Origin of the sequence: Paenibacillus sp. Marseille-P2973, assembly GCF_018101095.1 — a bacterium.
Taxonomy (GTDB): domain Bacteria; phylum Bacillota; class Bacilli; order Paenibacillales; family Paenibacillaceae; genus Fontibacillus; species Fontibacillus vini.
In genome coordinates this window covers 471,448-497,950 of the sequence record NZ_JAGQEH010000001.1, presented here as the reverse complement: position 1 = coordinate 497,950, position 26,503 = coordinate 471,448, and the positions used below count along the sequence as shown (strand labels likewise).

At 51.0% G+C, this 26,503-nt stretch carries 23 protein-coding genes; 21 read left to right on the top strand and 2 right to left on the bottom strand.

Features of this window, described 5'->3' with window-relative positions:
• Positions 1-54: 54 nt before the first annotated feature.
• The gene (locus KB559_RS02300) at positions 55-891 is read right to left on the bottom strand and encodes an AraC family transcriptional regulator (RefSeq protein ID WP_211019960.1); all 837 of its coding nucleotides are present in this window, start codon (positions 889-891) and stop codon (positions 55-57) included.
• Between the two features lie 124 nt (positions 892-1,015).
• Between KB559_RS02300 and KB559_RS02295 the strand changes: the two genes are divergently transcribed.
• The 3 genes from KB559_RS02295 (at position 1,016) to KB559_RS02285 (ending at position 8,156) form a co-directional block, all read left to right on the top strand.
• Positions 1,016-3,049 carry a beta-galactosidase gene (locus KB559_RS02295; protein WP_211019959.1) on the top strand — a complete coding sequence of 678 codons (2,034 nt, stop codon included), beginning with the start codon at positions 1,016-1,018 and terminating at the stop codon, positions 3,047-3,049.
• Positions 3,050-3,256: 207 nt separating this feature from the next.
• The gene (locus KB559_RS02290) at positions 3,257-7,060 is read left to right on the top strand and encodes a glycoside hydrolase family 9 protein (protein WP_211019958.1); all 3,804 of its coding nucleotides are present in this window, start codon (positions 3,257-3,259) and stop codon (positions 7,058-7,060) included.
• A gap of 124 nt (positions 7,061-7,184) precedes the next feature.
• The gene (locus KB559_RS02285) at positions 7,185-8,156 is read left to right on the top strand and encodes a phosphotransferase family protein (RefSeq protein ID WP_211019957.1); all 972 of its coding nucleotides are present in this window, start codon (positions 7,185-7,187) and stop codon (positions 8,154-8,156) included.
• Between the two features lie 295 nt (positions 8,157-8,451).
• Here the strand turns inward: KB559_RS02285 and KB559_RS02280 are convergent, their stop codons facing one another.
• Positions 8,452-9,525, bottom strand: a complete 1,074-nt coding sequence (locus tag KB559_RS02280) for a M42 family metallopeptidase (protein ID WP_211019956.1) — start codon at positions 9,523-9,525, stop codon at positions 8,452-8,454.
• 467 nt (positions 9,526-9,992) lie between these two features.
• On the opposite strand from KB559_RS02280, the gene spoVAC reads away from it, so the two are divergent.
• The 18 genes from spoVAC (at position 9,993) to KB559_RS02190 (ending at position 26,498) form a co-directional block, all read left to right on the top strand.
• Positions 9,993-10,499 carry a stage V sporulation protein AC gene (gene spoVAC, locus KB559_RS02275; protein WP_211019955.1) on the top strand — a complete coding sequence of 169 codons (507 nt, stop codon included), beginning with the start codon at positions 9,993-9,995 and terminating at the stop codon, positions 10,497-10,499.
• Positions 10,499-11,524, top strand: coding sequence for a stage V sporulation protein AD (gene spoVAD / locus KB559_RS02270; RefSeq protein ID WP_211019954.1), 1,026 nt, complete (start codon positions 10,499-10,501; stop codon positions 11,522-11,524). The genes spoVAC and spoVAD overlap by 1 nt, the downstream gene beginning before the upstream one ends.
• Positions 11,521-11,871, top strand: coding sequence for a stage V sporulation protein AE (gene spoVAE, locus KB559_RS02265; protein WP_211019953.1), 351 nt, complete (start codon positions 11,521-11,523; stop codon positions 11,869-11,871). The genes spoVAD and spoVAE overlap by 4 nt, the downstream gene beginning before the upstream one ends.
• Before the next feature lie 231 nt (positions 11,872-12,102).
• On the top strand, positions 12,103-13,059 hold the full coding sequence (locus tag KB559_RS02260) for an AAA family ATPase (RefSeq protein ID WP_211020242.1): 957 nt from the start codon (positions 12,103-12,105) through the stop codon (positions 13,057-13,059).
• A 3-nt stretch (positions 13,060-13,062) separates the two neighbouring features.
• Complete coding sequence (locus tag KB559_RS02255; protein WP_211019952.1) at positions 13,063-14,313, top strand: DUF58 domain-containing protein; 1,251 nt, start codon at positions 13,063-13,065, stop codon at positions 14,311-14,313.
• Positions 14,310-16,583 (top strand): transglutaminase TgpA family protein, encoded by a 2,274-nt coding sequence (locus KB559_RS02250; RefSeq protein ID WP_211019951.1) that lies wholly within the window; start codon positions 14,310-14,312, stop codon positions 16,581-16,583. The genes KB559_RS02255 and KB559_RS02250 overlap by 4 nt, the downstream gene beginning before the upstream one ends.
• 150 nt (positions 16,584-16,733) lie before the next feature.
• A complete protein-coding gene (locus tag KB559_RS02245) occupies positions 16,734-17,261 on the top strand; it encodes a YqeG family HAD IIIA-type phosphatase (RefSeq protein WP_211019950.1) in 528 nt (175 codons plus the stop codon).
• A complete protein-coding gene (gene yqeH / locus KB559_RS02240; RefSeq protein ID WP_211019949.1) occupies positions 17,258-18,385 on the top strand; it encodes a ribosome biogenesis GTPase YqeH in 1,128 nt (375 codons plus the stop codon). Before KB559_RS02245 ends, yqeH begins: the two co-directional genes overlap by 4 nt.
• A 41-nt stretch (positions 18,386-18,426) precedes the next feature.
• Positions 18,427-19,293 carry a shikimate dehydrogenase gene (gene aroE / locus KB559_RS02235; RefSeq protein ID WP_211019948.1) on the top strand — a complete coding sequence of 289 codons (867 nt, stop codon included), beginning with the start codon at positions 18,427-18,429 and terminating at the stop codon, positions 19,291-19,293.
• Positions 19,294-19,360: 67 nt separating this feature from the next.
• Entirely contained in the window at positions 19,361-19,651 is a 291-nt protein-coding gene (gene yhbY / locus KB559_RS02230) for a ribosome assembly RNA-binding protein YhbY (RefSeq protein ID WP_211019947.1), read from the top strand.
• Between the two features lie 38 nt (positions 19,652-19,689).
• Complete coding sequence (locus tag KB559_RS02225) at positions 19,690-20,283, top strand: nicotinate-nucleotide adenylyltransferase (protein WP_211019946.1); 594 nt, start codon at positions 19,690-19,692, stop codon at positions 20,281-20,283.
• The gene (gene yqeK, locus KB559_RS02220; RefSeq protein ID WP_211019945.1) at positions 20,267-20,848 is read left to right on the top strand and encodes a bis(5'-nucleosyl)-tetraphosphatase (symmetrical) YqeK; all 582 of its coding nucleotides are present in this window, start codon (positions 20,267-20,269) and stop codon (positions 20,846-20,848) included. The genes KB559_RS02225 and yqeK overlap by 17 nt, the downstream gene beginning before the upstream one ends.
• Before the next feature lie 33 nt (positions 20,849-20,881).
• Positions 20,882-21,229 carry a ribosome silencing factor gene (gene rsfS / locus KB559_RS02215; protein WP_211019944.1) on the top strand — a complete coding sequence of 116 codons (348 nt, stop codon included), beginning with the start codon at positions 20,882-20,884 and terminating at the stop codon, positions 21,227-21,229.
• A complete protein-coding gene (locus KB559_RS02210) occupies positions 21,226-22,164 on the top strand; it encodes a CvfB family protein (protein WP_211019943.1) in 939 nt (312 codons plus the stop codon). The genes rsfS and KB559_RS02210 overlap by 4 nt, the downstream gene beginning before the upstream one ends.
• A gap of 35 nt (positions 22,165-22,199) precedes the next feature.
• Positions 22,200-22,973 (top strand): class I SAM-dependent DNA methyltransferase, encoded by a 774-nt coding sequence (locus KB559_RS02205; RefSeq protein WP_211019942.1) that lies wholly within the window; start codon positions 22,200-22,202, stop codon positions 22,971-22,973.
• Between the two features lie 181 nt (positions 22,974-23,154).
• On the top strand, positions 23,155-23,823 hold the full coding sequence (locus KB559_RS02200; RefSeq protein ID WP_211019941.1) for an SGNH/GDSL hydrolase family protein: 669 nt from the start codon (positions 23,155-23,157) through the stop codon (positions 23,821-23,823).
• Positions 23,824-24,083: 260 nt separating this feature from the next.
• A complete protein-coding gene (rnjA, locus tag KB559_RS02195; protein WP_211019940.1) occupies positions 24,084-25,799 on the top strand; it encodes a ribonuclease J1 in 1,716 nt (571 codons plus the stop codon).
• 168 nt (positions 25,800-25,967) lie between these two features.
• Positions 25,968-26,498 carry a hypothetical protein gene (locus tag KB559_RS02190; protein WP_211019939.1) on the top strand — a complete coding sequence of 177 codons (531 nt, stop codon included), beginning with the start codon at positions 25,968-25,970 and terminating at the stop codon, positions 26,496-26,498.
• The last annotated feature ends 5 nt before the right edge of the window (positions 26,499-26,503 follow it).

Sequence of the window (26,503 nt, the reverse complement as noted above, 5' to 3'; positions counted from 1 at the left end):
GCAAGCAAGGCTGTCCAGGGATCCGCCACATTCCGGTCCCAAAGGACAGCCTTTTTAATGCAATCTTCGAAATTGTTGCGGAGTCAGGTTCGTATGCTTGCGGAACGTGGCCACGAAATGGCTGGTGTCGCGAAATCCGGTTTCCCCAGCGATGCTTGCGACGGTGAGTTCCGGGTTCCCGGCGAGCCGCTCCTTGGCTTTGTGAATGCGCATCTGGACGAGGTAGGCATACGGGGAAAGTCCAAAAGTAAGCTGGAACAGCTTGCTCAAATGGCGGCTGGAAATACCGAGTACTTCGGCCAGACTGTCCAGACCGATATCAGGATCGCGATAATGGTTTTCCATCCACTGCAGCAGGGGGGCGAGCTTTTCCACATTGCGGGTTACGGAAACGCTGCTGGCTTGTCCGAATTTGCTCAAAAGACCAAGGAACCGGTAAGTTTTAGTGGATATCTCCAGACCGAACAGATCGTTTCCGGTATCCAGCTGCTCAAGCATCGAGCCGAGCAGGGGAGCCAGCGGCGAATCCGGATCCCAGCGAAAAAAGGCGGGTTCACGGATAGCAAATGCGTTCAGGATCGGACCCGTCGCTTCTCCGCCGAACGTGATGTACAGTGTACTCCACACAGTTCCGTGGGATATCGCCTCGTAAGCATGCGGCATTCCGGGAGGGAGAAGCAGCCCCGTGAACGGCTCAAGCACGATAGTCTCATTTCCATAGGACAATTTGCCTTCGCCCGCTTCGGTTTGAATCCAGTGGTAGAAGGGGTAGCCTTCGGGGCGGATGATCTTCTCCTGATTCGGATTATAGCCGATGCTTTCGACGATCAGGGGGAGATGAGGAGTTCCGGAAGGGGAAAAGACGAACCGCCGGGATGCTGGCGTTTGCATGAGATTATGACCTCCTTGTAGTTCCATATTATTATATTTGAAGTCGGAAATATTATATATGAAGGGCTAAGATTTACTTTTACAATGGTAATATAATTATATCACTTTAAAGGATGTGTTCGCAGTGATTAACGATAAGCTGCCGAAAATATGGTATGGCGGGGACTACAATCCCGAGCAATGGGACGCGGAGATTTGGAAAGAGGACGAGCGGATGTTCAAGCTCGCAGGTATTGATGTAGCGACCGTCAACGTGTTCTCTTGGGCGCTGAACCAGCCGGATGAAGATACTTATGATTTTGCCCAACTTGATGAGACGATGGACCGCTTGTACAAGAGCGGTGTGTATACTTGCCTGGCAACGAGCACGGGTGCCCACCCGGCATGGATGGCGAGAAAGTATCCCGATGTCACGCGCGTGGACGTTCAGGGAAGAAAGCGGAAATTTGGCGGACGCCATAACTCCTGCCCGAATTCGCCGACTTATCGCAAATATTCCGTCCGCATGGCCGGTAAATTGGCGGAGAGATACAAGGACCATCCCGGCCTGCTGATTTGGCACGTATCCAACGAATACGGCGGATATTGCTACTGTGACAATTGCGCAGCCGGATTCCGCAAATGGCTCGAGGAGCGTTACGGCAATCTGGATGCTTTGAACAAGGCATGGAATACCCGTTTCTGGGGCCACACGTTCTACGATTGGGAGGAGATCGTACCTCCGAGTGAACTGAGCGAAGAATGGAACGGCAACCGCACCAACTTCCAGGGGATCTCGCTGGATTACCGCCGCTTTATGTCTTACAGCTTGCTGGAATGCTATAAACTGGAGTATGAAGAGATCAAAAAACATACCCCGGACATTCCGGTGACAACGAACCTGATGGGCTTCTATCCGGAGCTTGACTATTTTGAATGGGCTAAATATCTGGACATCGTATCTTGGGACAATTATCCTTCCCTGGATACCCCGGTCAGCTTTACGGCAATGACGCACGATCTGATGCGCGGATTGAAAAGCGGGGATCCGTTCATGCTGATGGAGCAAACGCCGAGCCAGCAAAACTGGCAAGCCTACAATTCCCTGAAGCGGCCGGGCGTTATGCGCTTATGGAGTTACCAGGCCGTTGCCCGCGGGGCGGATACGGTGCTGTTCTTCCAGCTTCGCCGTTCGATCGGAGCGTGCGAGAAGTATCACGGCGCCGTGATCGAGCATGTCGGGCATGAACATACCCGTGTCTTCCGCGAATGCGCCGAGCTAGGCCGCGAGCTGGAACAGCTTGGTGATACGCTCCTGGACGCTCGCACGGAGGCTAAAATTGCGATTGTTTATGATTGGGAAAATCGTTGGGCGACTGAACTGTCCAGCGGCCCGACGATCGCCTTGAATTATGTGAATGAGGTTCACAAATATTATGACGCTTTGTTCCAGATGCATGTGGAGAGCGATATGGTATCGGTGGAAGAGGACCTGAGCAAATATGAAATCGTCATAGCACCGGTCATGTACATGGTGAAACCGGGCTTCGCGCAAAAAGTAGAGCAGTTTGTCGCAAAGGGTGGCACGTTTATTACCACTTTCTTCAGCGGCATCGTGAACGAGAACGATATCGTAACGACCGGAGGATACCCCGGTGAACTGCGGAAGGTGCTTGGGATTTGGGCGGAAGAGATCGATGCGCTGTTCCCGGAGCAGAAGAATCAGATCGTGATGAAGCAGGCTTGGGGCCAGCTGGAAGGACAGTTCGAATGCGGATTGCTTTGCGATCTCATTCATTCCGAAGGTGCTGAAGTACTGGCCGAATATGGCTCCGATTTCTATAAGGGGATGCCTGTCCTGACGAAGAACAGCTTTGGTTCCGGCCACGCCTATTATGTGGCGAGCAGCCCGGAGGCATCTTTCCTTGAAGGATTCCTTGCTAATTTGTGCGATGAGAAGGGCATCAAGCCTTTACTGCATGCTCCTGCGGGCATAGAAGTAGCTCGCCGGGTGAAGGGCGATAAGGAGTTCCTGTTCCTGCTCAATCACAATGCGGAGAGTGCCGAGGTAGAAATCGGCTCCGAAGGGAAGAAAGACCTGCTGGCAGGCAAGAACGTGAAGGATTCCGTCACTGTTCCTGGCCGCGGAGTTATCATTCTTGAAGATCAAAGAAAATAAATAACGAAGAGGAGGGGGTAATCCCCTCCTTTTTTATTTTTTCTTTAATAACAAGCTTAAGATATTGATTTAAGTCCTATATAGCGAAAAAGTTATATGAAAAATTATGCAATTATGTATGTATTATTATTCCAGCAACATTGTTAGCATCTAATTGACTAAAAAATGAAAGGGGATACAATATTGAGGCAAACACAGAAAAGAAAAATGTCCAAATTAGCATTCTCCAAGTCATTAGCTGTTTTCTCGTTAGTTTTTGTAACCGCTTTTACGATGGTGCTGCCAGCATCTTTTGTGTCGGCAGAGAAGGCGAGCAACACAATCAATTATCTGCCTCCCGCAGGCGAAAATTGGAACAAGCTTCGTGATATCGAGATTAAGGATTATGGCTGGGGCTATGGGACAACGGTTACCGAAGAAGTATATCTGGAAAAGGACACCCGAAAGTTTGAAACTCATGACTGGTGGGGGGAGCATTTAGTGCCTGCTGGTTGGCAGTCCTTTGACTTCAGCCCTTATTACGAGAACGGTACATTGGAGTTCGATATTGTCGGTAAAGATGGCGGAGAAACCTTCAACATCGGGTTTCGGGATGTCGTTCATGAAAGATCCGATGGCAATGGCGGGTTCCACAAGGATGATGACGCAAACCCCGAAGAAACAAATATCGATGCGCTTGTTAACGTTAGCGATTACATAAGTGTTACGACAGAATGGCAGCACGCATCGATTCCGCTCAAAAACATTTTTAACAGCAATCCTCTTTTTGACGAAAGCAAAATCCAATTGTTCAAAATGACCGGAAAGGATAATACACCTATTACTTTCTGGATTACGAATATCAAAGTAACCTCGCCGGACGTAGAGAGAAGTTATGCACCGGTCAAAGTCAATCAGGTCGGGTATTTGAACTACGGTGAGAAGTATGCGAATATTAGCGGTTACTATAATGAGTTGTCCGCTGATGTTGGAACTCCATTTCAAGTGAAGAGAGTTGCGGACGATAGTGTTGCTTTTTCCGGAATACTGACTCTCGTGGCTGCTTATGATGAATTGTCCGGCGAAAAAGTATTCAAGGCCGATTTCTCCCCTTTGAACGAGGCTGGTGAATATTACGTTACCGTGGATGGCGTTGCCGAACCGTCCGTACCTTTCGAGATCGGCCCTGACGTTTATGACGAGTTGTTTAATGATGTTCAAAAGTTCTTTTACTTTCAAAGAGCAAACGTGGATCTCCTTCCGGAGCATGCGGGGATTTTCTCGCGCACCGGTCTCCATAAAAATGATATCAGCCTGCCCCTGCAATCCAACCCTAGTGTGACGAAGGACGTGTATGGCGGATGGTGGGACGCGGGTGATATGGGGAAATATGTTACCGCGGCTTCGACTGCGGTATCAGACCTGTTGTGGGCCTATGAAAGTTTCCCGGGCCAATTTACGGATAACCAATTGAACATTCCGGAAAGCGGGAACGGTATCCCGGATCTGATTGACGAAATTAAAGTGGAAACCGACTTCTTCCTGAAGATGCAAGAAGAGCAGTCCGGCGGATTTTATGCTTATGTTATTCGTGAACCCGCTCCGGGCCGTTTTATCATCGATGGCGGCGGACCGGAAAGTATCCTGCCGACTTCACAAACTGCGACAACTGTAGGTGCCTTGGCACATGCATACATCGTATTTAAAGATGTGCCCGGTTTGGAAGTCTATGCGAATGGGTTGCTTGCTTCTGCGGTTAGAGGCTGGGAGTATCTTGAAGCACATCCCGAGTTTATTGCTCAACCCAAAGATCCCAAAGGAGACAACGGCCCCTATTATGATGATAACGATTTGAATGACCGTTTCTATGCGGCAGCAGCTTTATATAGAGCGACTGGTGAAAATAAATACAGTGATTACGTTTTGGCGAACTATGAAGCATTCGAATCCAAATTCGAAACGACGGATTTCTCTCATGGTATCGGGAGTATGGAACAGATAGGTTTTTATCACTATTTGAGCAGTCCTTCCCCAAGTGAAGAAGTGAAGGCATGGTTTGTTCCAAGGTACCAGGAATGGAGAAACACAGTCATCGATACCGCTGTAAATGGTGCAGTATGGCGCAATTCGACGGACAAAGCTTTTTATTGGGGCGCCAATTCAAATGTGGCCAGTGTAGCGGTCAGTCTGGATATTGGGAGCCGAATCATCGGTGAGTATGATGAGCGTATGATCCAGGTTGCCAGCGGCAACTTAAACTACCTGCTTGGCATTAACCCCCTGCAGCTCAGCTTTATAACGGGATACGGAGAGAATCGGGTTCATATTACTCATCATGAAATCTATATGAGAGATTTTATTAAGGAGATGCCGAATGGCTATATGCCAGGCGGACCGAATAATCAAAGCGGAAAACTCAATTTCCCAGCTAAAGCTTACAATCAAGCGACTGTGGACTGGGAGAGCAATGAGCAAGCTTTGAACTACAACTCACCGCTGATCTATTTAACTGCATTGCTGACAGATGTTGAAAATAAGAGCTTCGCTGAAAGCATTCAACTTGATAGCACAGGAGGAAAATTGTCCGTTGGTGAAACGGTCAAAGTGTCTGCATCCGTAACGCCGAATGATGCTTCGTTCAAGAAATTGCAGGTTGTTTCCGCTGACGAGAATACGGCTAAGGTCAGCAGTATCACATACAATGAGGAGACGGGAATTACCTCTTTTCAAGTGACTGCGATTAACAACGGTCGGACAGATATTACGGTTCGTTCTTTTGATGGACGAATTCAAGCGACGTATCAGGTGGAGGTATTTTCCAATAGCGGTTCCTTGCCAGGATCCGGTTCCGGTTCTTCGTCAGGAGGATCACTGACTACGCCTGCACCGGTAACCGAGTCCGGGGATAAGCAGGGGGTTACGGTATCTCCGACACGCGAGAGTCTGGAGAAAGCCGTGAGCTTGGCAGACAACGGGAAAATTACAATCCCGATCCAAACTGCAAACGATGTGAAGCGTGTCACTGTGGAGCTGCCAGGCGAATGGATTAGCGCGTTGGATTCCGCAACGATCAAGTCAATATCTGTCGAGAGTCTTGGCACCACGATTGAATTGGATCTGGCCTATTTGAAAGGATTGTTGGGGAAAGATCTTCAGAAGCTAGCGATCGGTATGGCAGTTGTTCCAAATGAGAAGCTGCCTGAGGACACTCGCAAGTTTGCAGGAAACAACCTTGTTTACGATTTTTCATTGAGTATTGGCAATTCCCAGATTCAATGGGCGGGACATCCGGTGACGGTAAAAATTCCATATAAGTTGCAATTAGGGGAAAATGCAAACCAAGTTGTTATATATAATGTAGATAACGGTCCGGAAGTCGTCAAAAACAGTCTGTTTGACCAAGCATCGGGGAAGGTTGTCTTCCAGCCAAAACATTTCAGTAAATATACGGCTGTTCATACGAAAGTCAGTTTTAAAGATATCGATGGATTGTCCGCCTCAACTAGTGATTCCATCCGTGCGATTGCTGCCAGGGGAGTCATTAACGGCAAAGCACCTGGACAATACGATCCGCAAGGGAAACTGACAAGAGCGGAATTCGTTCAAATGCTGGTGAATTATTTCGATATTTCCGATCCTGCTGCTGTCAGCAAATTTACCGACGTTAAAGAAGGCTCTTGGTACTACAGAACGGTAGCATCGGCTGAGAAACTCGGGATCGTGCAAGGCAAAACCGATGGCACGTTTGGTATGCACGATGTATTGTCCAGACAGGATATGGCTACTCTTTTCTATCGTACACTTCAGGTAACAGGGCATACCCTGCAATCTAGTGAACCTCCGGTTTCGGCCTACACCGATGAAGCCGTTATTTCCGAATATGCGAAGACAGCTGTGGAATCATTGAAACAAGCTAAAGTGCTGGTTACAGATTCAGGCGGAAGCTACAGGCCAGCGTCATCTGTCAATCGTGCGGAAGCTGCAATCTTAGTTTTTAATTTATTGAAGATTATGAATCAAGGGTTATCATAAACGTTGAAGATGATTCCTGTGCAACACAGGAATCATCTTTATTTTCCATTGGTAGCTGTAATCGTTGTAAGATAACAGTAACGAATTTTTCATTAGTATTGAAAAAAACATTGGAGGATACCGTATGGAGAATATGATCAAGCGTCAATTGACTCGAGATGAGTTGGCGGCTTTAATTGCAAAAGCCTTCGGTGAACAAGCGAAAATCGCTGAAGTTCTCGAATTAAAGGACGGCTGGTTCAACTCTGCTTATGATCTCACTTTGAACGACGGTTCGCGGGCGGTTCTGAAGGTTGCTCCCCATGCAGGGGCCGGAATGATGCGCTATGAACGCAATGTAATGAAAACTGAGGTCGAGGTGCTGCGTTTATTGAAGGAAACCGGTAATATTCCGGTACCTGAAGTTTATTATTATGAAGCAGAAGAAGGCGGCAATGAGTGCTTTCTGATGGAATACCTCCCCGGCACCCCGTACAATAAGATCAAGGAACAACTATTGCCGGAAGAGCGAGGGCAGATTGAAGAAGAGCTCGGGAGATTGAGCAGATACATAAATGAGATTCAAAGTGACCGGTTTGGCTACTATGCCCTGGAAGAACAGCAGGGAAGTGATTGGCTGACGGTATTTTCAGACATGGTTTCCGGCTTGCTAGCCGATGCGAAGGACAAAGACATTGAGCTGCCGGCAAATGAAGAGCAAATAAAGTCTGCAATTGCTCTCCGTAAATCCAGTTTGGAGGAAGTCACCGTTCCGCGTTTGGTTCATTGGGATTTATGGGACGGCAATGTGTTTGTGGATTCCGGCCGGATTACCGGAATTATTGATTGCGAGAGGGCATTATGGGGCGACCCGCTCATGGAATACTATTTCCGGACATTAGCCGGGGATCATTCCGCTTTTTTGAAGGGATACGGGAAGGAAGCTTTTACGAATCTTGAAAAAGAGCGGCTGGAGCTTTATGACCTGTATCTTGCCCTAATTCTACATATTGAATGTACCTATCGCCAGTATAGCGATGAGAACCATCGCCGCTGGGCTTCGGAGAATTTGCAGCAGTGTTGGGAGAGCATAGCGGGTACATCGAGTGAGAAATAAGGGGCTTTTAGGGCTTTATTTGCGCGGATGTTCCCCATTCCGGGAAAATAGGGTCCATTCCGGGTCTTATTTTGCAGATGGACCGCCTAAAAGGTCGGTTTTAATCAGGATGGAGGTTATTAGGGGACAAAAAGGCTCCTATTGGCAAGTTAAACCCCGAAAACCTGATAATAGAGCCCAAAATGTCCCCTATTGGGTTGATTAGCATTCCATACTACTAGTACATAGTTCATATTTACTAAAAAAGAGCTATCCACAGGCCGAAACTGGCCAGGCGGTTAGCTCTTTTGTATAATTAGCTGTTTTCCAAAATCGTATTTAACGTCGTGCGGTCGAGACCTTTCACCAGCTTGATCAGCAATTCCTTGGCCGCCTCGTAATCGTCCGTATGAATGATTGAGGACGAAGTGTGAATGTAACGGGAACATATGCCGATCACCGTGGAAGGAACGCCGATTCCGCTTAAATGCACCTGTCCGGCATCCGTACCGCCTGGGGAAACGAAATATTGGTACTTGATTTTGTGCGTGTCAGCGGTGTCCTGAATGTATTCCACCATGCCCCGGTGAGTGAGCATCGTCGGATCATAAATCCGCAGCAGGGCTCCTTGCCCCAATTGCCCGAACGCCTTCTTGTCGCCGGTCATGTCGTTAGCGGCGCTGGCGTCGAGGCCAAAGAAAATGTCAGGCTGAATCAGGTTAGCCGAGGTACGCGCTCCGCGAAGGCCGAGCTCTTCCTGTACAGTGGCGCCGCAATACAGCGTATTCGGCAGCTTCTCGCCATGCAGCGCCTCCATCAGCTCGATGGCAAGGCCGACGCCATAACGGTTGTCCCACGCCTTGGCCATAATCTTCTTCGGATTGACCATCGGCGTAAATTCGCAAATCGGGACGATCTGCTGTCCAGGCCGAACGCCGGCCTCTTCGGCTTCCGCACGGCTGTCGGCTCCGATATCAAGATACATTGTTTTGATATCGACAGGCTTGCTGCGCTGGGCCTCGTCCAGCAGATGCGTCGGAATCGATCCGACTACACCGACGATCCGGCCCTGCGGGGTAATGATTTGCAGGCGCTGCGCCAAAACGGCCTGACTCCACCAGCCGCCGATTGGCTGAAAATGCACCATGCCGTTATCGGTAATGCCGGTGGTCATAAAACCGACTTCATCCATATGTCCGGCCACCATGACTTTCGGGCCTTGATCGTCACCGCGGAGGATGCCGAACAGGCTTCCTAATCGATCCTGCACGAATTCATTGGTATAAGCGGATAGCTGCTCTTTAAACCAGGCCCGGAGCTCTCGCTCAAATCCTGGGGCAGCGGGAAATTCGGTCAAGTGTTTAAACAGTTCCATTGTTTTATTGTTCATAAATCGTACTCTCCTTTCCGTCCTTATTTAGTATGTACCACCTGTGAAAGAATGTCTATGATCCGCTAAACGGTCTCCGTATTTCCGCTTCGAATTCCACTCTTTGAATGGCACCGGAATACCGTAAAACTCATATACTGCAGCAAAGCATTTGTTCGTGAACCGAGGAGGCAAGGGGGCAAGTCATAATGGAGCGATATTCCAAGGATTGGCTGATGATTATGCTACTGTTCATTCTGCTGGTCATTATTCTTCAATATCTGTAAGAGGTTGTTCAAAAAATCATCTTATAATCAAGACTTAAACAGCGTTTTCCCGCCAACGGATTACGCTGTTTTTTTGTTGTGCTCGAAGATAACCGCTATTTGCGGCTATGGATGATTTACCAAACATAACAAGCGGCATGATGACAAATAATGAGTATACCGCGTAAGGAAATGTTTGAATGCATGAAGGAGGGATGGCGCTTGCCAGCCAAAACCAAATCGAGATCCGGTGCCCGGGTGAAGCTGAATACGATGTCGCTGACCGAACAGGATTATAAGGAAATCGCCAAAAAACATAAACCCAAGACGAATATTTTCGGAAACTGCCTGAAGGCGTTTCTTGTCGGGGGGCTGATCTGCCTGATCGGGCAGTGCATCCAGCAATTGTTCATGTCTTATGGCGGGATGACCTCCAAAGAGGCGAGCAGCCCGACGGTCGCCGTGCTGATTATCATTTCCGTGATCCTCACCTCGTTCGGGGTTTACGATAAAATCGCGCAATGGGCAGGCGCAGGCTCGGCCGTGCCGGTTACGGGATTCGCGAACTCCATGTGCTCCTCGGCGCTGGAATCCAAGGCGGAAGGTCTGGTGCTCGGCGTAGGGGCCAACATGTTCAAACTTGCGGGATCGGTCATTGTATTCGGTGTAGTCGCGGCTTTTTTAGTCGGCGTAGTTCACGTTATCTTCGGCTTGGGAGGCGCACACTAATGGTGCTGACCGGTTCGCAAACCTGGGAATTCAAATCGAAGCCGGCGATTATCGGGGCGGCGACCGTCGTCGGCCCGGAAGAAGGACAAGGCCCGCTGTCGGCCGATTTCGACTTTGTGTATGACAACTTGGAGATCGACGAGAAGACTTGGGAAAAGGCGGAGCGCAAGCTGCTGGAACACGCATCCGCCCTAGCCCTTGTGCATGCGGGGATTTCCCGGGAAGAGCTCCAGTTTTTTATCGGCGGTGATTTGATGAATCAGATCATCAGCGCGACGTTTGCAGCGCGGAAGATAGGCGCTCCTTACTTGGGCGTATTTGGAGCCTGCTCAACCTCGATGGAGAGCCTGGCTTTGGCCGCTTTGATCGTGGATGCCGGGGGCGCTCATCATGCGCTGGCGGGAACGGCAAGCCACAACTGTACGGCAGAGAAGCAGTTTCGCTATCCCACGGAATACGGTTCGCAAAAGCCGCCGACCGCCCAATACACGATCACCGGCTCGGGCGCGGCGGTCGTATCCTCGAAAGGATCAGGCCCGCGCATCACTCATGCCACGATCGGGAGGATACAGGATCTGGGAGTGAAAGACCCGTTCAATATGGGCGAAGCCATGGCGCCGGCGGCCGCGGACACGCTGGTCGCTCATTTCAATGATACGGGCCGCAGTCCAGAGGATTATGATTTAATCGTTACCGGTGACTTGGCATCAGTAGGGCACGCTATTGTAAAGGATGTGCTGGAGAAGGATGGCGTATCCATGAAAGGGACGACCTTCAATGATTGCGGCCTGATGATCTTTGACAGGGAGAAACAGCCCTACGTGATAGCGGGGGGCAGCGGATGCGGTTGCTCGGCGGTTGTGACTTACGGACATATTTTGAAGAAAATCAAAAAAGGGGAGCTGAACCGGGTGTTGATTGCGGCGACCGGGGCGCTGCTGTCCCCGCTGTCCTACCAGCAGGGAGAGAGCATTCCGTGCATCGCGCATGCGGTAGCTCTTGAAAAGGAGGAAAGCATAGGATGATATTTCTCTGGGCGTTTGTCATAGGAGGATTGTTTTGCGTAGTCGGTCAGATCATGTTTGACGTATTCAAACTGACCCCCGCTCATACGATGAGTTCACTCGTCGTGATTGGTGCGGTCATGGATGCCTTCGGTTGGTATGATCCGCTTGTCAAATTTGCCGGCGCAGGGGCTTCCGTACCGATAACCAGCTTCGGCAATTCCTTGGTACATGGCGCGTTGACCGAGTTACAGCGTGACGGATGGATCGGCGTAATCACCGGGATTTTTGACGTGACCAGCGCGGGGATCTCCGCGGCGATCATATTTTCATTCCTGGCTGCGCTTGTTGTACGTCCGAAAGGATAACTCAATTGAATCGAATAGGGATGAACAAATTGAACAAATATCTTCAAAAACCTTTGGTCTCCGGACTGAAGGTTTTTTCTGTTTTCAGGAAATATCCGAATCATAAAAAAAACAACACTCATCCCGAAAAGTGCCGAGTATACTTCACCGACTAACTTCATGTACAATAGAAAGAAATAGATGAATACAACACGATGAAACAGGATGATCAAATGTCTGGAGGGAAAAAACGTGCCCGTAAATGAGCAATCGATACGAACATTGACCGCCGTAAAAGACAATTTGGAATCATGCATTCTCGGAAAATCATTTGAAATCAACCTGCTCTTAACCGCTTTGCTCGCCGGCGGCCACGTACTGATCGAGGATGTGCCAGGAACCGGCAAAACCCAGTTGATTAAGGCATTAGCCAAATCGATGGACGGCGAGTACCGGCGCATTCAATGCAATCCGGATATTCTCCCCAGCGATATTACCGGCGTATCCGTATTTCACCCTCATGAGGAACGATTTGTGTTCCGTCCCGGACCGGTTATGACTCACATTCTGCTGGCCGACGAAATTAACCGGGCTACGACCAAAACGCAATCCGCCCTTCTCGAAGTCATGGAGGAGCGCAGCGTCACCGCGGATGGCGTGACTTATCCGCTGCCGCATCCTTTTATGCTTTGCGCCACTCAGAACCCGATCGATTTTGAAGGGACTTATTTGCTGCCCGAGGCGCAGCTTGACCGGTTTATGCTGAAGATCGGGATGGGATACCCGGATGCGGCTACCGAAAAAAATATGCTCCACACTCACAGCCTGGGACAGCCCGTAGACCAACTGCGTCCGGTGACGAGCATGGAGGAAATCGCCGCGATTCAGCACGAAATCCGCGACGTATATATCAGCGATCTGCTCAGCGATTATTTGCTGGAAATCGTGCGGCGCACCCGTGAGCATGAAGCCGTGCTCCTCGGAGCTTCTCCGCGCGCCTCTCTCGCTTTTATGGCTGCTGCGAAAGCGTTCGCATTTATAGATGGACGTCATTTTGTTCTGCCTGACGATTTGAAAGTTCTGGCTCCTTACGTGCTCGGCCACCGGATATTGCTTCGTCCCGAATCCCGGCTGGACAGCATGAATTCCAAACAAGTGCTTCAGCAGATTTTGCGGCAGGTTCAGGTGCCGATATCTGCGGGACGGTAAATGATGCGGGCCGTGCTGGAGATGTTCAAATCCGGGTTGTCCTCATTAAACTTTTGGAAAGTGGCATCATTATGGCTTATATGTCTATTCTATGTTTTGTTCCAAGGCGGAAAAACGTCGATAATGCTGTTCACGATGATATCGCTGCTGGCCCTTTACTGGGTGGCGGGCGGTATGGGAGGAATCAAACGAATCAGGGGCTCGAGAAGCCTTTCGCAGAATGAAGACCGCCCGGGCCTGCTGAAAGCCGGGGAACAGGTTCAAATCAGGCTTCAGATCCAACCGCCGCGGTTTATGCCGCTCCCTTATATCATCGTCAGGGAACATTTGCAGCGTCATAACGGAGACTCCTGGATATTCGAAGACAGTCTGGTTCCTCACTTTAATAAGGACAGCATTCTGACCTACCAAACTCCTCCTCTGGAGAGGGGGAAATACGTATTTTCCGGGACGGAATGCCATTCTGAAGACATCTTCGGATTGATGAAGCATAAAGGGGTGTTTGAGACCGGCGGAGAGTTCCGTATCCTTCCGCGCACCGTCTTCATTCCGAATTGGCAGTTGCATAGCCGGAATTCACGGCTGGCCGGACCGGAAACCGCAGTTTCCATGTCGCGGCGGGAAACGACCCAAATCAACGGGGTCCGTGATTACATATACGGAGACCGGATTTCCCGGATCCACTGGAACGCTACCGCGAAAACAGGAGCCTGGAAATCGAAGGAATTCGAGCACGAATCGCTCCCGAAAACCATATTGGTGCTGGATGCGCATACGCTCAGTTACACGCAGCCGTCGCAGTTCGAGCTCGCGGTATCGACCGCAGCCTCGCTGCTGGAATACGGATCAAGGGAAAGGATCAGCATGGGCTTGTGTACCCTGGGCAAAACCGTTCGTGCATTCGCGCCGGCGGAGGGCTACCTGGAACGGCAGCAAATGCTTCATCATCTGGTTGATATCCATGCGGATGGATATGGAGGATATAAGGAGAAGCTGGAAGGGAAACGGCAATACTTTCCGTCCGGGGCGTTTTTTATTCTGATCAGTCCGCTGACCGACGATAAAATGCTCGGCATTATGCGCTGGGCCAAATCGCGTCATATGACGCCTTACCAGATTCATACGGGGATTCCGGGGCAGACCGTATACCGGCAGGGATCCCTGAAGACGGTCCTTCAGGAACGAGGAATGAAAGGGGTTACAGTATCTTCGCTGAGCGATCTTCCGGCAGCGCTGGGGGGTGGCAGAATATGAAACGATCACACAATCGGTCCCTTTTTTCCTGGTACCGCCTATTTTCGGTCTTGTGGCTTTTAGTTATCGCTATGCAATGGATCGATTATACGGAGCCTTTATGGTTCGATGAGACGACGGCGCTTGTTACCGTAACGCTTTTGTCGGTGGCTGCCATAGAACTACTGCCCTTGAAAGCGACCTGGCGCTGGATCATCAAAGCGATCGTCGTTATGGCGGGCTGGCGCATCGTTCTCATCGCTTATGATGTGTATTTGCCTTCAGGCCGGCTGGTCCCGGATCAGCTTTATGGTATGGCGCAACAATTCACGCCTTATATTTGGTTTTCGCTGGCGGCCTGGGTATTTTTTGAGCTGGCATTGGAGCTGCTGAACGGAAAGAAACGAATCTTGTTGTTTTTGGCTGGAGATCTGATTGCCTTTGCGATTTTGGACTCTTTTACTTCCTATTATTTATGGCAAAATGTAGCCTGGACGGTGTTTGCCGGCCTCGGTTGGCTGGCGAGCCTTCATTTCCGGTCCTTCCAGCTTAAATATCCGCACGGATGGAATCGTCTGCGGCATCAGCCGCTTAGGATCGCCGCCAACATTGTCGCGATCTTTGCCTGCGTATTGCTGATCGGCGTCAGTATGCCATCGGTCTCGCCTGTTCTGACGGACCCATATACCGCTTGGAAAAATCGGGGGGGACCAGGCGGCAATGCCGCTGCGACCCCCGTTTCTTCCACTGATTCGGGATCGGTCACGATTATCGCCCCGCAGGAGGTCATTTCCGGCTATAGCCGAGACGACAAAGAGCTCGGAGGCGGCTTTGAATTCAGTTATGGCCCCGTGATGACGGTCGATACGTCAGTAAGATCTTATTGGCGCGGCGAGACTCGCCGGAATTATACCGGCAAGGGCTGGATGGATCTGAGCGAAGAAGGACGTGATTTTAACCGGATTCAAGGCGTCTCCACCGGCGAGCTTCCAGGTGAGGAGATACCTCCGAAAGTTGAAATCATGCAAGTAGAGCAGACGATTACGATGCAAAACGAGGAGATTTATCCGGTATTGTTCGGCGGCTATACCATGGGCACTGTGGAACTGCTGGATGAGGAGGAGCAGCAAACCGGGGGAACAATGATGTGGGCGCCCAAAGAAGCCGAGCTTCACTGGGAGATGAACCATCAGGCTTTGACCAGAAGTTCTCAACCTATAGGACGCCTCTATCCGAAAAAGTATAAAGTAGTGGCGAATATCCCGGTTATTCCTTTGGAAGAGCTTCGCGAGGCCAGTTTCGAGACCCTGTATCCTGCGGATAAGGAAAATGCATATTTGCAAATCCCTTCCGGTTTTCCGGACCGCGTCCGCGAATTGGCGCTGCAGGTCACCGCTGAAGGTACGACGCCCTACAGGAAAATGGAGCTCCTGCAGGACTATTTGAGACAAAATTATGAGTATACCAACCAGCCGGATTTATCTTTGAAAAAAAGTGAAGATTTCGTGGATTCCTTTCTCTTCGAAATCAAACAGGGTTACTGCGATTATTATTCCACTGCAATGGTCATGATGGCCCGCTCACTTGGCATTCCGGCGAGATGGGTCAAGGGATACTCACCCGGAACACAGCCCAACCCCGAGTATATGCAGCGGTTCCCGGAGACGGGGATGGACTACCGGGTCAACAATGCGGATGCGCATTCGTGGACAGAGCTATATTTCGGAGACTATGGCTGGGTTCCGTTTGAAGCCACTCCCGGCTTCAGTGCGCCGGTGTTGTATAAGCAGGACGGAAGTGTAATGACATTAGCTGATTCTTCCGACCTCGACGGAGCATCCCGGGATAACGGCAAGGGAATGCTGGAGAGCATGAGTCCCGAGACGATCCGGAATTTGATTATTATCTGCATTGCGGTAATTCTGCTATGGGCTGTTTATCAGCTGCGTTCGGTGCTTTACTTTGCCTTTTTCCGGCTTCGTCTGGGTCGGCCTTTGACGCTGGGCGAGAAGGCGGTTCTGCAGACGCAGCATTTAATACGCAGGCTGCGACGCAGAGGATTTAACCGGAGCGGCGATGAAACGTTACGGGAGTCGGTCGACCGCTGGAAAGAGAAGCAGCCTGAACTGGCTGCGACCCTGGACACCTTGCTGAGTGAATTCGAACGGGCAAGCTACAGTCCGGAATCATTTTCTCCGCAACAATGGAGAATCGTTCGGGAGCAATCCCGCAAATTGATGCGGATGACCCGAAAGAGAAAGAAGCGGGATCGATACGCGGTAATGCGATAATAAAATGAATTTGTGAACACTTCCGATTGTCACTAGCACGACAATGATCCCCGGTGGTTGCACCGGGGACCTTTTCTTTTTTAAAATATAAATATAAAGCAAGGGTAGAATATGGTATAGTTTTTCGTATGAAACCGAGGTGAACGTAAATTGTTTGAAAGATTTTTGCCCAAATTGCGAGTCAACAATGTCTTTGATATCGACCTCCAAGGCTTGTACGAACAAGGGTACCGGGGAATCATCACGGATCTGGACAATACGCTGGTCGGTGCCAAAGCGCCGTTAGCCACGCCCGAACTGGTAGAATGGTTCGAAAAAGTTAAGAAGGCCGGGTTTAAACTTGTGATCGTGTCAAACAATAATTTGGACAGGGTGTCGGTATTTGCGACTCCTTTGAATATTGAGTTCGTGCATAAGGCGAGAAAACCGGCGGGGTCTTCATTCCGGAAGGGGATGGAGATGATGGGCCTCAGACCGGAAGAGACGATCGTGGTCGGCGATCAAATGATGACCGATATTTTAGGTGGGAACCGTCAAGGGTTGTTCACCGTTCTGGTGCTTCCGATCTCCGCAGCGGATGAAGGTTTCGGTACACGCATCAACCGAAGACTGGAGCGGATCGTGAAGCACCGTCTGGGGAAATCGGGATTATGGCTTGAGGAGGAAAAACAGAAATGACAGATAAGCGGAGCGAAGAGCGCGAATTCCGCTGCAGCGGCTGCGGGATTAAACTGCAGAGCGAAGAGCAGAACAAACCGGGGTATACCCCGCAGCAGGCGCTAACGCGGGAGCCGGTCATTTGCCAGCGCTGCTTCCGCATTAAAAACTATAATGAGTCGTCATCGGTTACCGTGGAGCAGGACGAGTTCCTGCGGCTGCTGAGCCAGATCGGCGGAAAAGAAGCGCTGGTCATTCATATTGTCGATATCTTTGATTTTCACGGCAGCGTGATTTCGGGATTACAGCGGTTTATAGGCAATAATCCGGTGCTGCTTGCGGTCAACAAAATCGATTTGCTGCCTAAAGTGACCAATTGGAACAAAGTCCGGAACTGGGTGCAAAAAGAAGCGAAGGATCTTGGTCTTAAGGTGGAGGACGTCGTCCTGTGCAGCGCGAAGCAAAACAGCGGTTTCGATCGCTTGCTGGAAGCGCTGGAGCAGCATAGAGGCGACCGGGATGTATACGTGGTCGGCTCGACGAATGTCGGCAAATCCACGCTCATCAACCGGCTGATCCGGGATTACAGCGATCTGGATCAGGAGCTGACGGTGTCAAGATACCCGGGCACGACGCTGGATATGGTGCATATTCCGCTGGATGACGGAAGATCGATTATCGATACGCCGGGAATCATGTATCCGTCGAGATACAGCGAGCTCGTAAGCCCGCAGGATTTAGGCATCATTCTGCCGGACAAGCCGCTCAAGCCGGCCGTTTACCAGTTGAACGAAGGCCAAACTATCTTCTTCGGCGGGTTTGGGCGGTTTGATTTTGTACAGGGAGAACGCCAATCGTTCACTTGTTTTGTCAGCGGACGAATTCCGCTGCACCGAACCAAATTGGAGCGTGCGGACGAATTGTTTGCGGATCATGCCGGTGAAATGCTGGCTCCGCCGAGCAAGGAGAGCTTGGATAAGCTTCCGGACTGGACGCGGCATGAATTCCGCATCGCCAAAGGCAGCCGGACCGACCTGTTTATATCAGGACTCGGCTGGATCAAAGTCAATAACGAGGCGGGTGCCGTTGTAGCGGTTCATGCGCCGAAGGGGATTAAAGTTTTAGTCCGGCCGTCGCTGATCTAGCCGGAATTTTCGTTTACGGAACGGGTCAAAGGGGGAGAACTATGAATGTCGTGGGGAAAGAGCGGGAGGAGCTGAAATTGCCTCTGCTGCTGGGCGTCGTGGGAGATCCGATCATCCAGTCCAAATCTCCGTCCATGCACCGGGCTGCACTCCAGGCTTCCGGTATCGAAGGGACTTATGTGCCGCTTCATGTAAAGGGTGACCGTCTCGAGGATGCGATCAAAGGGGTGCGTGCGCTCGGATTTCGCGGCGTGAACGTAACGGTGCCCCACAAAGTCGAGGTCATGAAATATCTCGACGAGGTGGATAAAGGAGCCCGTGCGATCGGTGCTGTCAACACCATCGTCAATGACGGAGGCGTCCTGAAAGGCTATAATACGGATGGCATCGGCTATATCCGTTCCCTGAAAGAGGAAGCTGCACCGGATTTGGCCGGGAAGCGGGTGCTGGTGCTCGGTTCCGGCGGCGCGGCGCGCGGGATCGTGTACGCCTTGCTGCATGAGTCGCCCGCCCGGGTAACCGTGGCGAACCGCACGGCGGAGAAAGCGCGTGAGCTGGCCGCGGAATGGAGCCATCTCGGTGCGCTCCAGGGCTGCGGCATGGAAGAGATCGGCGGCTTGATGCCGGAGATCGATATTTTGATCAATACGACCTCCGTAGGCATGTATCCGCATCCCGGCCAAATGCCGCTGGATGAGGCGCTGCTGCCTTCCGGCATCGTCGTCAGCGATCTCATCTATAATCCGCTGCGCACGGAACTGCTCCTTCAGGCGGAGCGGAAGGGCTGCACGATTCATAATGGAATCGGCATGTTCGTCTATCAAGGCGGCTATGCCTTCGAATATTGGACCGGCATGCCGGCTCCGGTAGACGCGATGCGCGCTGCGGTCTTGAGCAGTTTGGTTTAGCCGGCGGGCGTTGAAGTGTTAATATATAAAAACAACTATTTTACATTTAGAGGAGTTATGAAATTACATGCTTACAGGAAAACAAAAGCGTTATTTACGGAGCCAGGCTCACCATCTTCAACCGATTTTTCAGGTTGGCAAGGGGGGCACGAACGATCAGATCGTCCGGCATATTTCCGAAGCGCTGGAGCGCCGGGAACTGATTAAAGTATCGGTGCTGAACAACAATCTGGACGATCCGCGCGAAATCGCCGAAGAATTGGCGGAAGGCGCCGGAGCGGAACTGGTTCAACTGATCGGCAGAACGATCGTATTGTATAAAGAATCGCGCGAATACAAGCAGATCGAGCTTCCCTAACAAATGACCGCAATGGAACCGGGGAGGAGGAAACTGTCATGAAAAGAATCGGCATCATGGGAGGCGCGTTTGATCCGATCCATCTCGGGCATCTGCTGGCGGCGGAGGCCGCCCGGGAACAGCATGCCCTGGAAGAGGTCTGGTTCATGCCGTCCCATATTCCTCCCCACAAACACCAGGCCGGTGTGAGCGGGGAGCAGAGGCTCGCCATGGTGGAAGCCGCAACCCATAGCCATCCCGCTTTTAAGCCGCTTGATATAGAACTGCGGCGCGGCGGGGTATCCTATACGGTAGATACGATCAAGGCCCTGCGGAAACAGCATCCTGAGCTGGAGCTGTTTTTTATCATTGGAGCCGACATGGTCAATTATCTTCCAAAATGGGAAGGGATCGAGGAACTGACGGGAATGCTCACGTTTATCGGGTTGCAGCGCCCGGGAAGCTTCCTTGAACTTGATGCGCTGCCTCCATATATTCAGGAGTCGGTGCTTCTGGCGGATATGCCGCTCGTCGACATTTCGTCCAGCCTGATCCGCAAGCGGATCGCGAATGGGTTGTCGGTGCGTTACATGGTGCCCGAAGCGGTGTATGAATATATCGTAAGGAGCGGATTGTATGGAATACACCCGTGAACAGCTGATCGAAATCGTCTCCGGCCAAATGCCTGCCAAACGGTGGAAGCATGTCGAAGGCGTGATGGAGACGGCGGTCATTCTGGCGGAGCGGTTCGGCGGCGATAAGGAGAAGGCGGATCTGGCCGCGTTGCTGCATGATTTGGCCAAATTCTGGCCGGTCGAGCGCCAGGAAGCCATGATCCGTGACAACGGGCTCAATCCCGAGTTGCTGGAGCATGACAAGCAGCTTATGCATGCCGAGATCGGCGCGTTCGTTGCGCAGCGGGACTACGGGATCGAGGATCCGGAGGTGCTGGACGCGGTCCGCTACCATACCTCGGGCAGAGTAGGCATGACGAAGCTCGACAAAATCGTCTGCCTGGCCGACTATATCGAGCCGGGCCGGGAGTTTCCCGGCGTAGAACAGATTCGTGATCTGGCTGAACATAGCTTGGAGGAGGCGTTGGTCGCAGGGTTCGATTCGACGATTTCCTTCCTGCTGGAGAAGGGAAAAGTGATTTTCCCGCTGACCGTCCTTGCCCGTAACGGCCTGATCCAGGAAATCAAAGGTTCAAAACAATAAAACAATTATCATTTTCCATAGGAGGATATATGAATGCCGGTATCACCAACTGAATTGCTAAGCATCGCGGTGGCAGCCGCGGAAGATAAAAAAGCTATGAATCTTGTGGCGCTGGACCTGAAAGGCATTTCGCTGATTGCCGATTATTTCGTGATTTGTCACGGGAACTCGGACACACAGGTGCAGGCGATCGCTACTGAGGTTCGCAAACGTACGCAGGAAGCGGGCGTGCAAATCCGCGGCATCGAGGGAATGAACTCCGCCCGCTGGGTCCTCATGGATCTGGGGGATGTCGTAGTACACATATTCCACCGGGATGAGCGGGAATATTACAACATTGAGCGGCTTTGGTCTGACGCCAAGGTAGTGGAGAACGTATGAGCCTGATCGCGGGAACGATCGTATCTCTTCCCGTAGACCGGGAAGTTTCGCCTTACGGTTATTTTCTCAGCGGAGGGACGCAAGACGTGCTGCTCCACTACTCCGAACTGACAAGCAAGATTCAGCCCGGGGAGACGGTCGAAGTATTCTTCTTCTATGATACGGAAGACCGGTTGGCCGCAACGATGAAAAAGCCGTATCTCACGTTGGGCGAGCTCGCTCTGCTTGAAGTGGCTGACGTTCATCCCCGTCTTGGCTGCTTCCTGGAGATGGGATTAGGCCGGCAACTGCTGCTTCCGATCCGGGAGCTGCCGGAGCTGAAAGAACTGCATCCCCAAGTGGGAGACCGGGTCTATGTCCTTATGGAGCACGACAAACAGGGACGCCTGAAGGCCAAACTGGCCGGCGAGCAGGAGCTGGTTCAGCATGCTTTTCACGCTCCATCTTCCTGGAACAATCAGTGGATGGAAGCGATCGTATACAAGCCGTTGCAGATGGGGACGTTCGTAATCGTTGAAGGCGGGGTTCTCGGTTTCGGTGCGATCGGCATGATCCACTCCTCGGAACGAAATCGGATGCTTCGTTTGGGTGAGCGGGTTAAGGTGCGTATTGCGCATGTCCGTGAGGACGGGCGCGTCAACCTGTCGATGGCGCCTCGCAAGGAAATCGGCCGTGACGAAGATTCCGAGCGTATCTTGGCTTACCTGGAGAGCCGGCCTGGCGGCGGCATGCCATTCTCGGATGCCACTGCGCCCGATCTCATCAAGCAGCGCTTCGGGATCAGCAAATCAGCGTTCAAACGTGCGCTTGGCAAGCTGATGAAGGACGGGAAAATTACACAGAGCGAAAACTGGACTTACCTGACCTCCGCTTTGAAGAATAAAGGGGAATCGCAATCGAAAGATGATTCCCAAGCAGAGACTAAGCCAGAATAATCAGAACGTGCGGAAACGAAAGTGCGGTGACAACCATGGTATCTTATCGAAAATTTGCCTATGTTTACGATGAATTGATGGAAGATATGCCGTATCCCGAGTGGATCCGATTCGCCCGCATGGCCTGGGAGAAGCACGGTATGCCAACATCGGTCGTCGATCTCGGCTGCGGTACGGGCAGCATTTCGATTCCCCTCGTAAATGCCGGATTTCAGGTAACCGGTATCGATCTTTCGGCGGACATGCTGTCGGTTGCCCGGCGCAAAATGGAAGGAACCTCGCAAGGCGTCCGATTGTTCCGTGACGGGAGCATCCGCTGGGTTCAACAGGATATGACGGAATGGGAAATGCCCGAGCCGGTCGATTCGGTGATTTCATTTTGCGATTGCCTGAACTATCTGCTAGAGAAAGATGACATCGTCAGTACCTTCCGCAGAACCTATGAGGGGTTGAAGCCGGGCGGTACCTTCCTGTTTGATGTCCATCATCCGAACACGCTTCGCCGGTATGAAGAAGAACAGCCGTTCATCTGGGACGAATCCTCCGTAGCTTATATCTGGACCTGCGAACGGGATGACGCACGGGATGAAATAGAACATCATTTAACGATTTTTGCCCGTGAGGAAGAGAACGGACCTGGCTTGTACCGGCGATTTGAGGAAACTCATGTCCAGCGTGCTTATGATCCGGATTGGATGACCAGCGAGCTGCTTAAGTGCGGGTTCCGGGACGTCTCCTGTTATGCCGACTTCGAGTGGGTGGAAGCGAAGGATGATGCGGCCAGACTGTTTTTTGTAGCGATAAAATAGTGCGGACACAAAATAAGAGAAGGCTCTGCCCCGATGAGGCGGAGCCTTCTTTGCTGCGGCCGGAATTTGCAGTGTTAGATAATTAAGTTGCTCTACCGCAATTTGGCTGCGAAAAACGGAATTCTCTTATATAATTAAAGAACTTGTACTAACAAGTTCATCGAAAAGGGGATTTTAATTTATGCAAAAGAATAACAAGGTGATTTTATTTCAGGGAGATTCGATTACCGACGGTAACCGGGATCGGGGAACCGACCTCAATCATGTATTGGGACATAGTTACGCTTATATGATCGCGGGTAAGCTTGGCCATACCTGCGCCGAACAAAATCCGTTGTTTATAAACCGGGGCGTGAGCGGTGACCGTGTCTCGGATTTGTACGCGCGCTGGAATGAAGACGCGATCAGCCTGAAGCCCGATGTGCTCAGTATCCTGATCGGCGTGAATGACGCTTGGAGAATCATGTCCGAAGAACCGAGCGGGGTTACAGACCGATTTGAAAGGGCTTACCGGCATCTGCTGACCGAAACCAAGGAGGTTCTGCCTCAGTCCAAACTGGTATTGTGCGAGCCGTTTATTCTTAAAACGGGAGCAACCGTGGCCAAATGGGAGCAATGGACCGACCTGATTTCCGCTTATCAATCCATCGTCCGTGAATTGGCCCGGGAATTCGACGCGGTTCACGTTCCGCTTCAGGATGCCTTCGACGCCGCTGCCGGACGCAGGGAGGAAGCTTACTGGCTTTGGGACGGAGTACACCCTACGGCGGCAGGTCATCATCTTATCGCCGAGCGTTGGCTGGAAGTAGTAAGTGATAGCGGGTTGCTGCAGCAACTTGGGTTGAATTAGCGCCGTAAATCAGGATCGGAGCGGGGCCAGGTCCTTGAAAAAATCTGATTTTATGAAGGTGTTTTAATCAGTAGGCAATTGGGTAAATTCTCGAAATAAGCGCATTTTAGCTGGCGTTCGGCCTTGTTCCGGCGTCAGCTTGTTTCTGTGCATTAAGGTTAATGTGGTCTCTTCTAAAAATTAATTAGTTATTGCGATTAGATTTCAGTATAATTATGTTTAGATCAGTCTGCATTATTCTAGAGAGGATTAACCGCATAATGAATGAAGCAAATACCAAACCAGTAGCTACGGCAAAGCCTAACCGGCGCCCTAAGCCTTCGCCGCCCCCGGTACGGATCTATTCCCTCGGCGGAATCGGCGAAATCGGCAAGAACATGTACGGCATCGAATACAAGAACGAGATTGTAATTATTGACGCAGGATTGAAATTCCCGGACTCCAAATTGTCCGGTATCGATTATATTATCCCGGACATTACCTACTTGATCGAGAACCAACACAAAATCAAGGGTTTGTTTCTGACTCACGGGCATGAGGACCACATCGGTGCGCTTCCTTTTGTGCTCCGCCAATTGTCCGTTCCGGTTTACGGCGGTCCACTGACGATCGGTCTGGTCCGTGCCAAGCTGGAGGAATACCGGATGCTTGGGGAAGTCAAGCTGCATGTGTTCGAGGAAAATGATCGGTACGATTTTCAACAGCTTTCGGTGCATTTTTTCCGGACGACCCACAGCATTCCCGACGCGTTCGGCATCGTAGTGGACACGCCCTACGGAGCCGTCGTTCATACGGGCGATTTTAAATTCGATTTTACTCCGGAGGACAAGCCGGCCGATTTGTTCAAGATGGCCAGCATTGGGGGCGAAGGCGTACTTGCCTTGCTCGCGGACAGCACCAACAGCGAGAAGGAAGGCTTCACCCCTTCTGAACGCCGGGTAGGCGGCGCCATTCTGGATACTTTCCGGCAATGCGACGGAAGAATCCTGTTCGCCACGTTCGCGTCGAACGTCCACCGGCTGCAGCAGGTTGTCGAAGCAGCCATGCAGTGCAACCGGAAAATCGCGGTTATCGGCCGCAGTATGGAAAAAGTATTTTCGATTGGACAAGATTTGGGCTATATCCGTATTCCGGAAGGCATGCTGATCGATGTTAAGCATATCGACCGGTATGAAGACAGCCAAATCCTGATCGTATGTACCGGAAGCCAGGGCGAGCCTAACGCGGCGCTCAGCCGGATCGCTTCAGGCGCCCACCGCTCGGTTCAGATTTATCCAGGCGATACGGTGATCTTCTCTTCGTCTCCGATTCCAGGAAATACGCAAAACGTCAACCGGAGCATCGATATGCTGATGCGGGCCGGGGCGCATGTGATTTACGGTTCTATATTTGACATCCATACCTCGGGACACGGAAATCGTGAGGATTTGAAGCTGATGCTCAGCTTTATTCGTCCCAAGTTCTTTATTCCGATTCACGGAGAGTATCGGATGCTGCTCAGCCACAAGAAACTGGCGCTGCAAACCGGCCTGACGGAAGACCGGACCTTTGTGCTTAATATCGGCGATACGCTCTCTATCTATCGCAACCGGGCCAAGCGCGGCAGAACAATTCCATCGGGTGAAGTATTTATCAGCAACGGCGAAATGCGGGCCCGCGAGGATGAATTGATGGAAGAACGGCTGGAGCTTGCGCAGGAAGGCATTGTCATCGTCGTGATGACCTTGGATAAGAAGACCGGGCAAATCTTGGCCGGACCGGATATCGTGACCCGCGGCTTCGTGTACATGCAGGATGCAAGACCGCTGCTGAGACGGGCGGAAGCGGTGCTCAAGCGAGGCCTTACCAAACAGGCTGAACGAGAGGCCTATGACCGGGCGGTCTGGATCAGAAGCATTCATCGGATGATGCGGAAGTACTTCATGAAAGAAGTCGGAAGAGCACCACACATTATGCCTTCGATTTTGGAGGTATAATTAGAAACGAATAGTTTGGAAGGCGGCCTTAAGGGCCGCCTTTCTTAATATAATCCGAGGGGATTAACGCCTCGAACTTCCACTTTTTAAAAGGTTTTCATGGAAATATGGAGAATATTATTAAGTATCCAGATGTATTTTTCATTTTTTTATGGGGGGAGGTCCGGAGTGAGAAGATCGTTATTCATTTTCTTAACTTTATTTACTATATTTCTTTCAGGGTGTAATTCCAGTGATAGAAGCCTCGCCGATGTTGTTAGGGATATTCGGAAGACTATTCCTAATTTCACCATTCCAACCTTGCATGGTTATGAGGTGAACGCTGTTTTCGATGTGTCTCTGCCTCAATCTGATACGTCGGCCTTTATTATTAATTACACAGAGCGCAAAGGAAAGAAGTTGAAATCCGAGTTTGGCCCCGAAGACAGCATTCAGGCTCTTTATGGGCCCTATGAAGGGGATGGATTGCTGGATATTGGGATTAGTGAGCCCGTATCCGGAAAATCAACAACAGAATATGAGAACACTCGGATCGTAAACGGCCTGACAATACAATATAATCGTTCAGTGCCATTCAATGCCATCATGATTTCTACGGAATATAACGGCCTATCCTACCTGGCTTCGTCGAGGTCGATAACTAACCAACAGGATGAGGAACAATTCTTGGAGTTATTCACTAAAGCGCTCAAGGAATAAGGAGA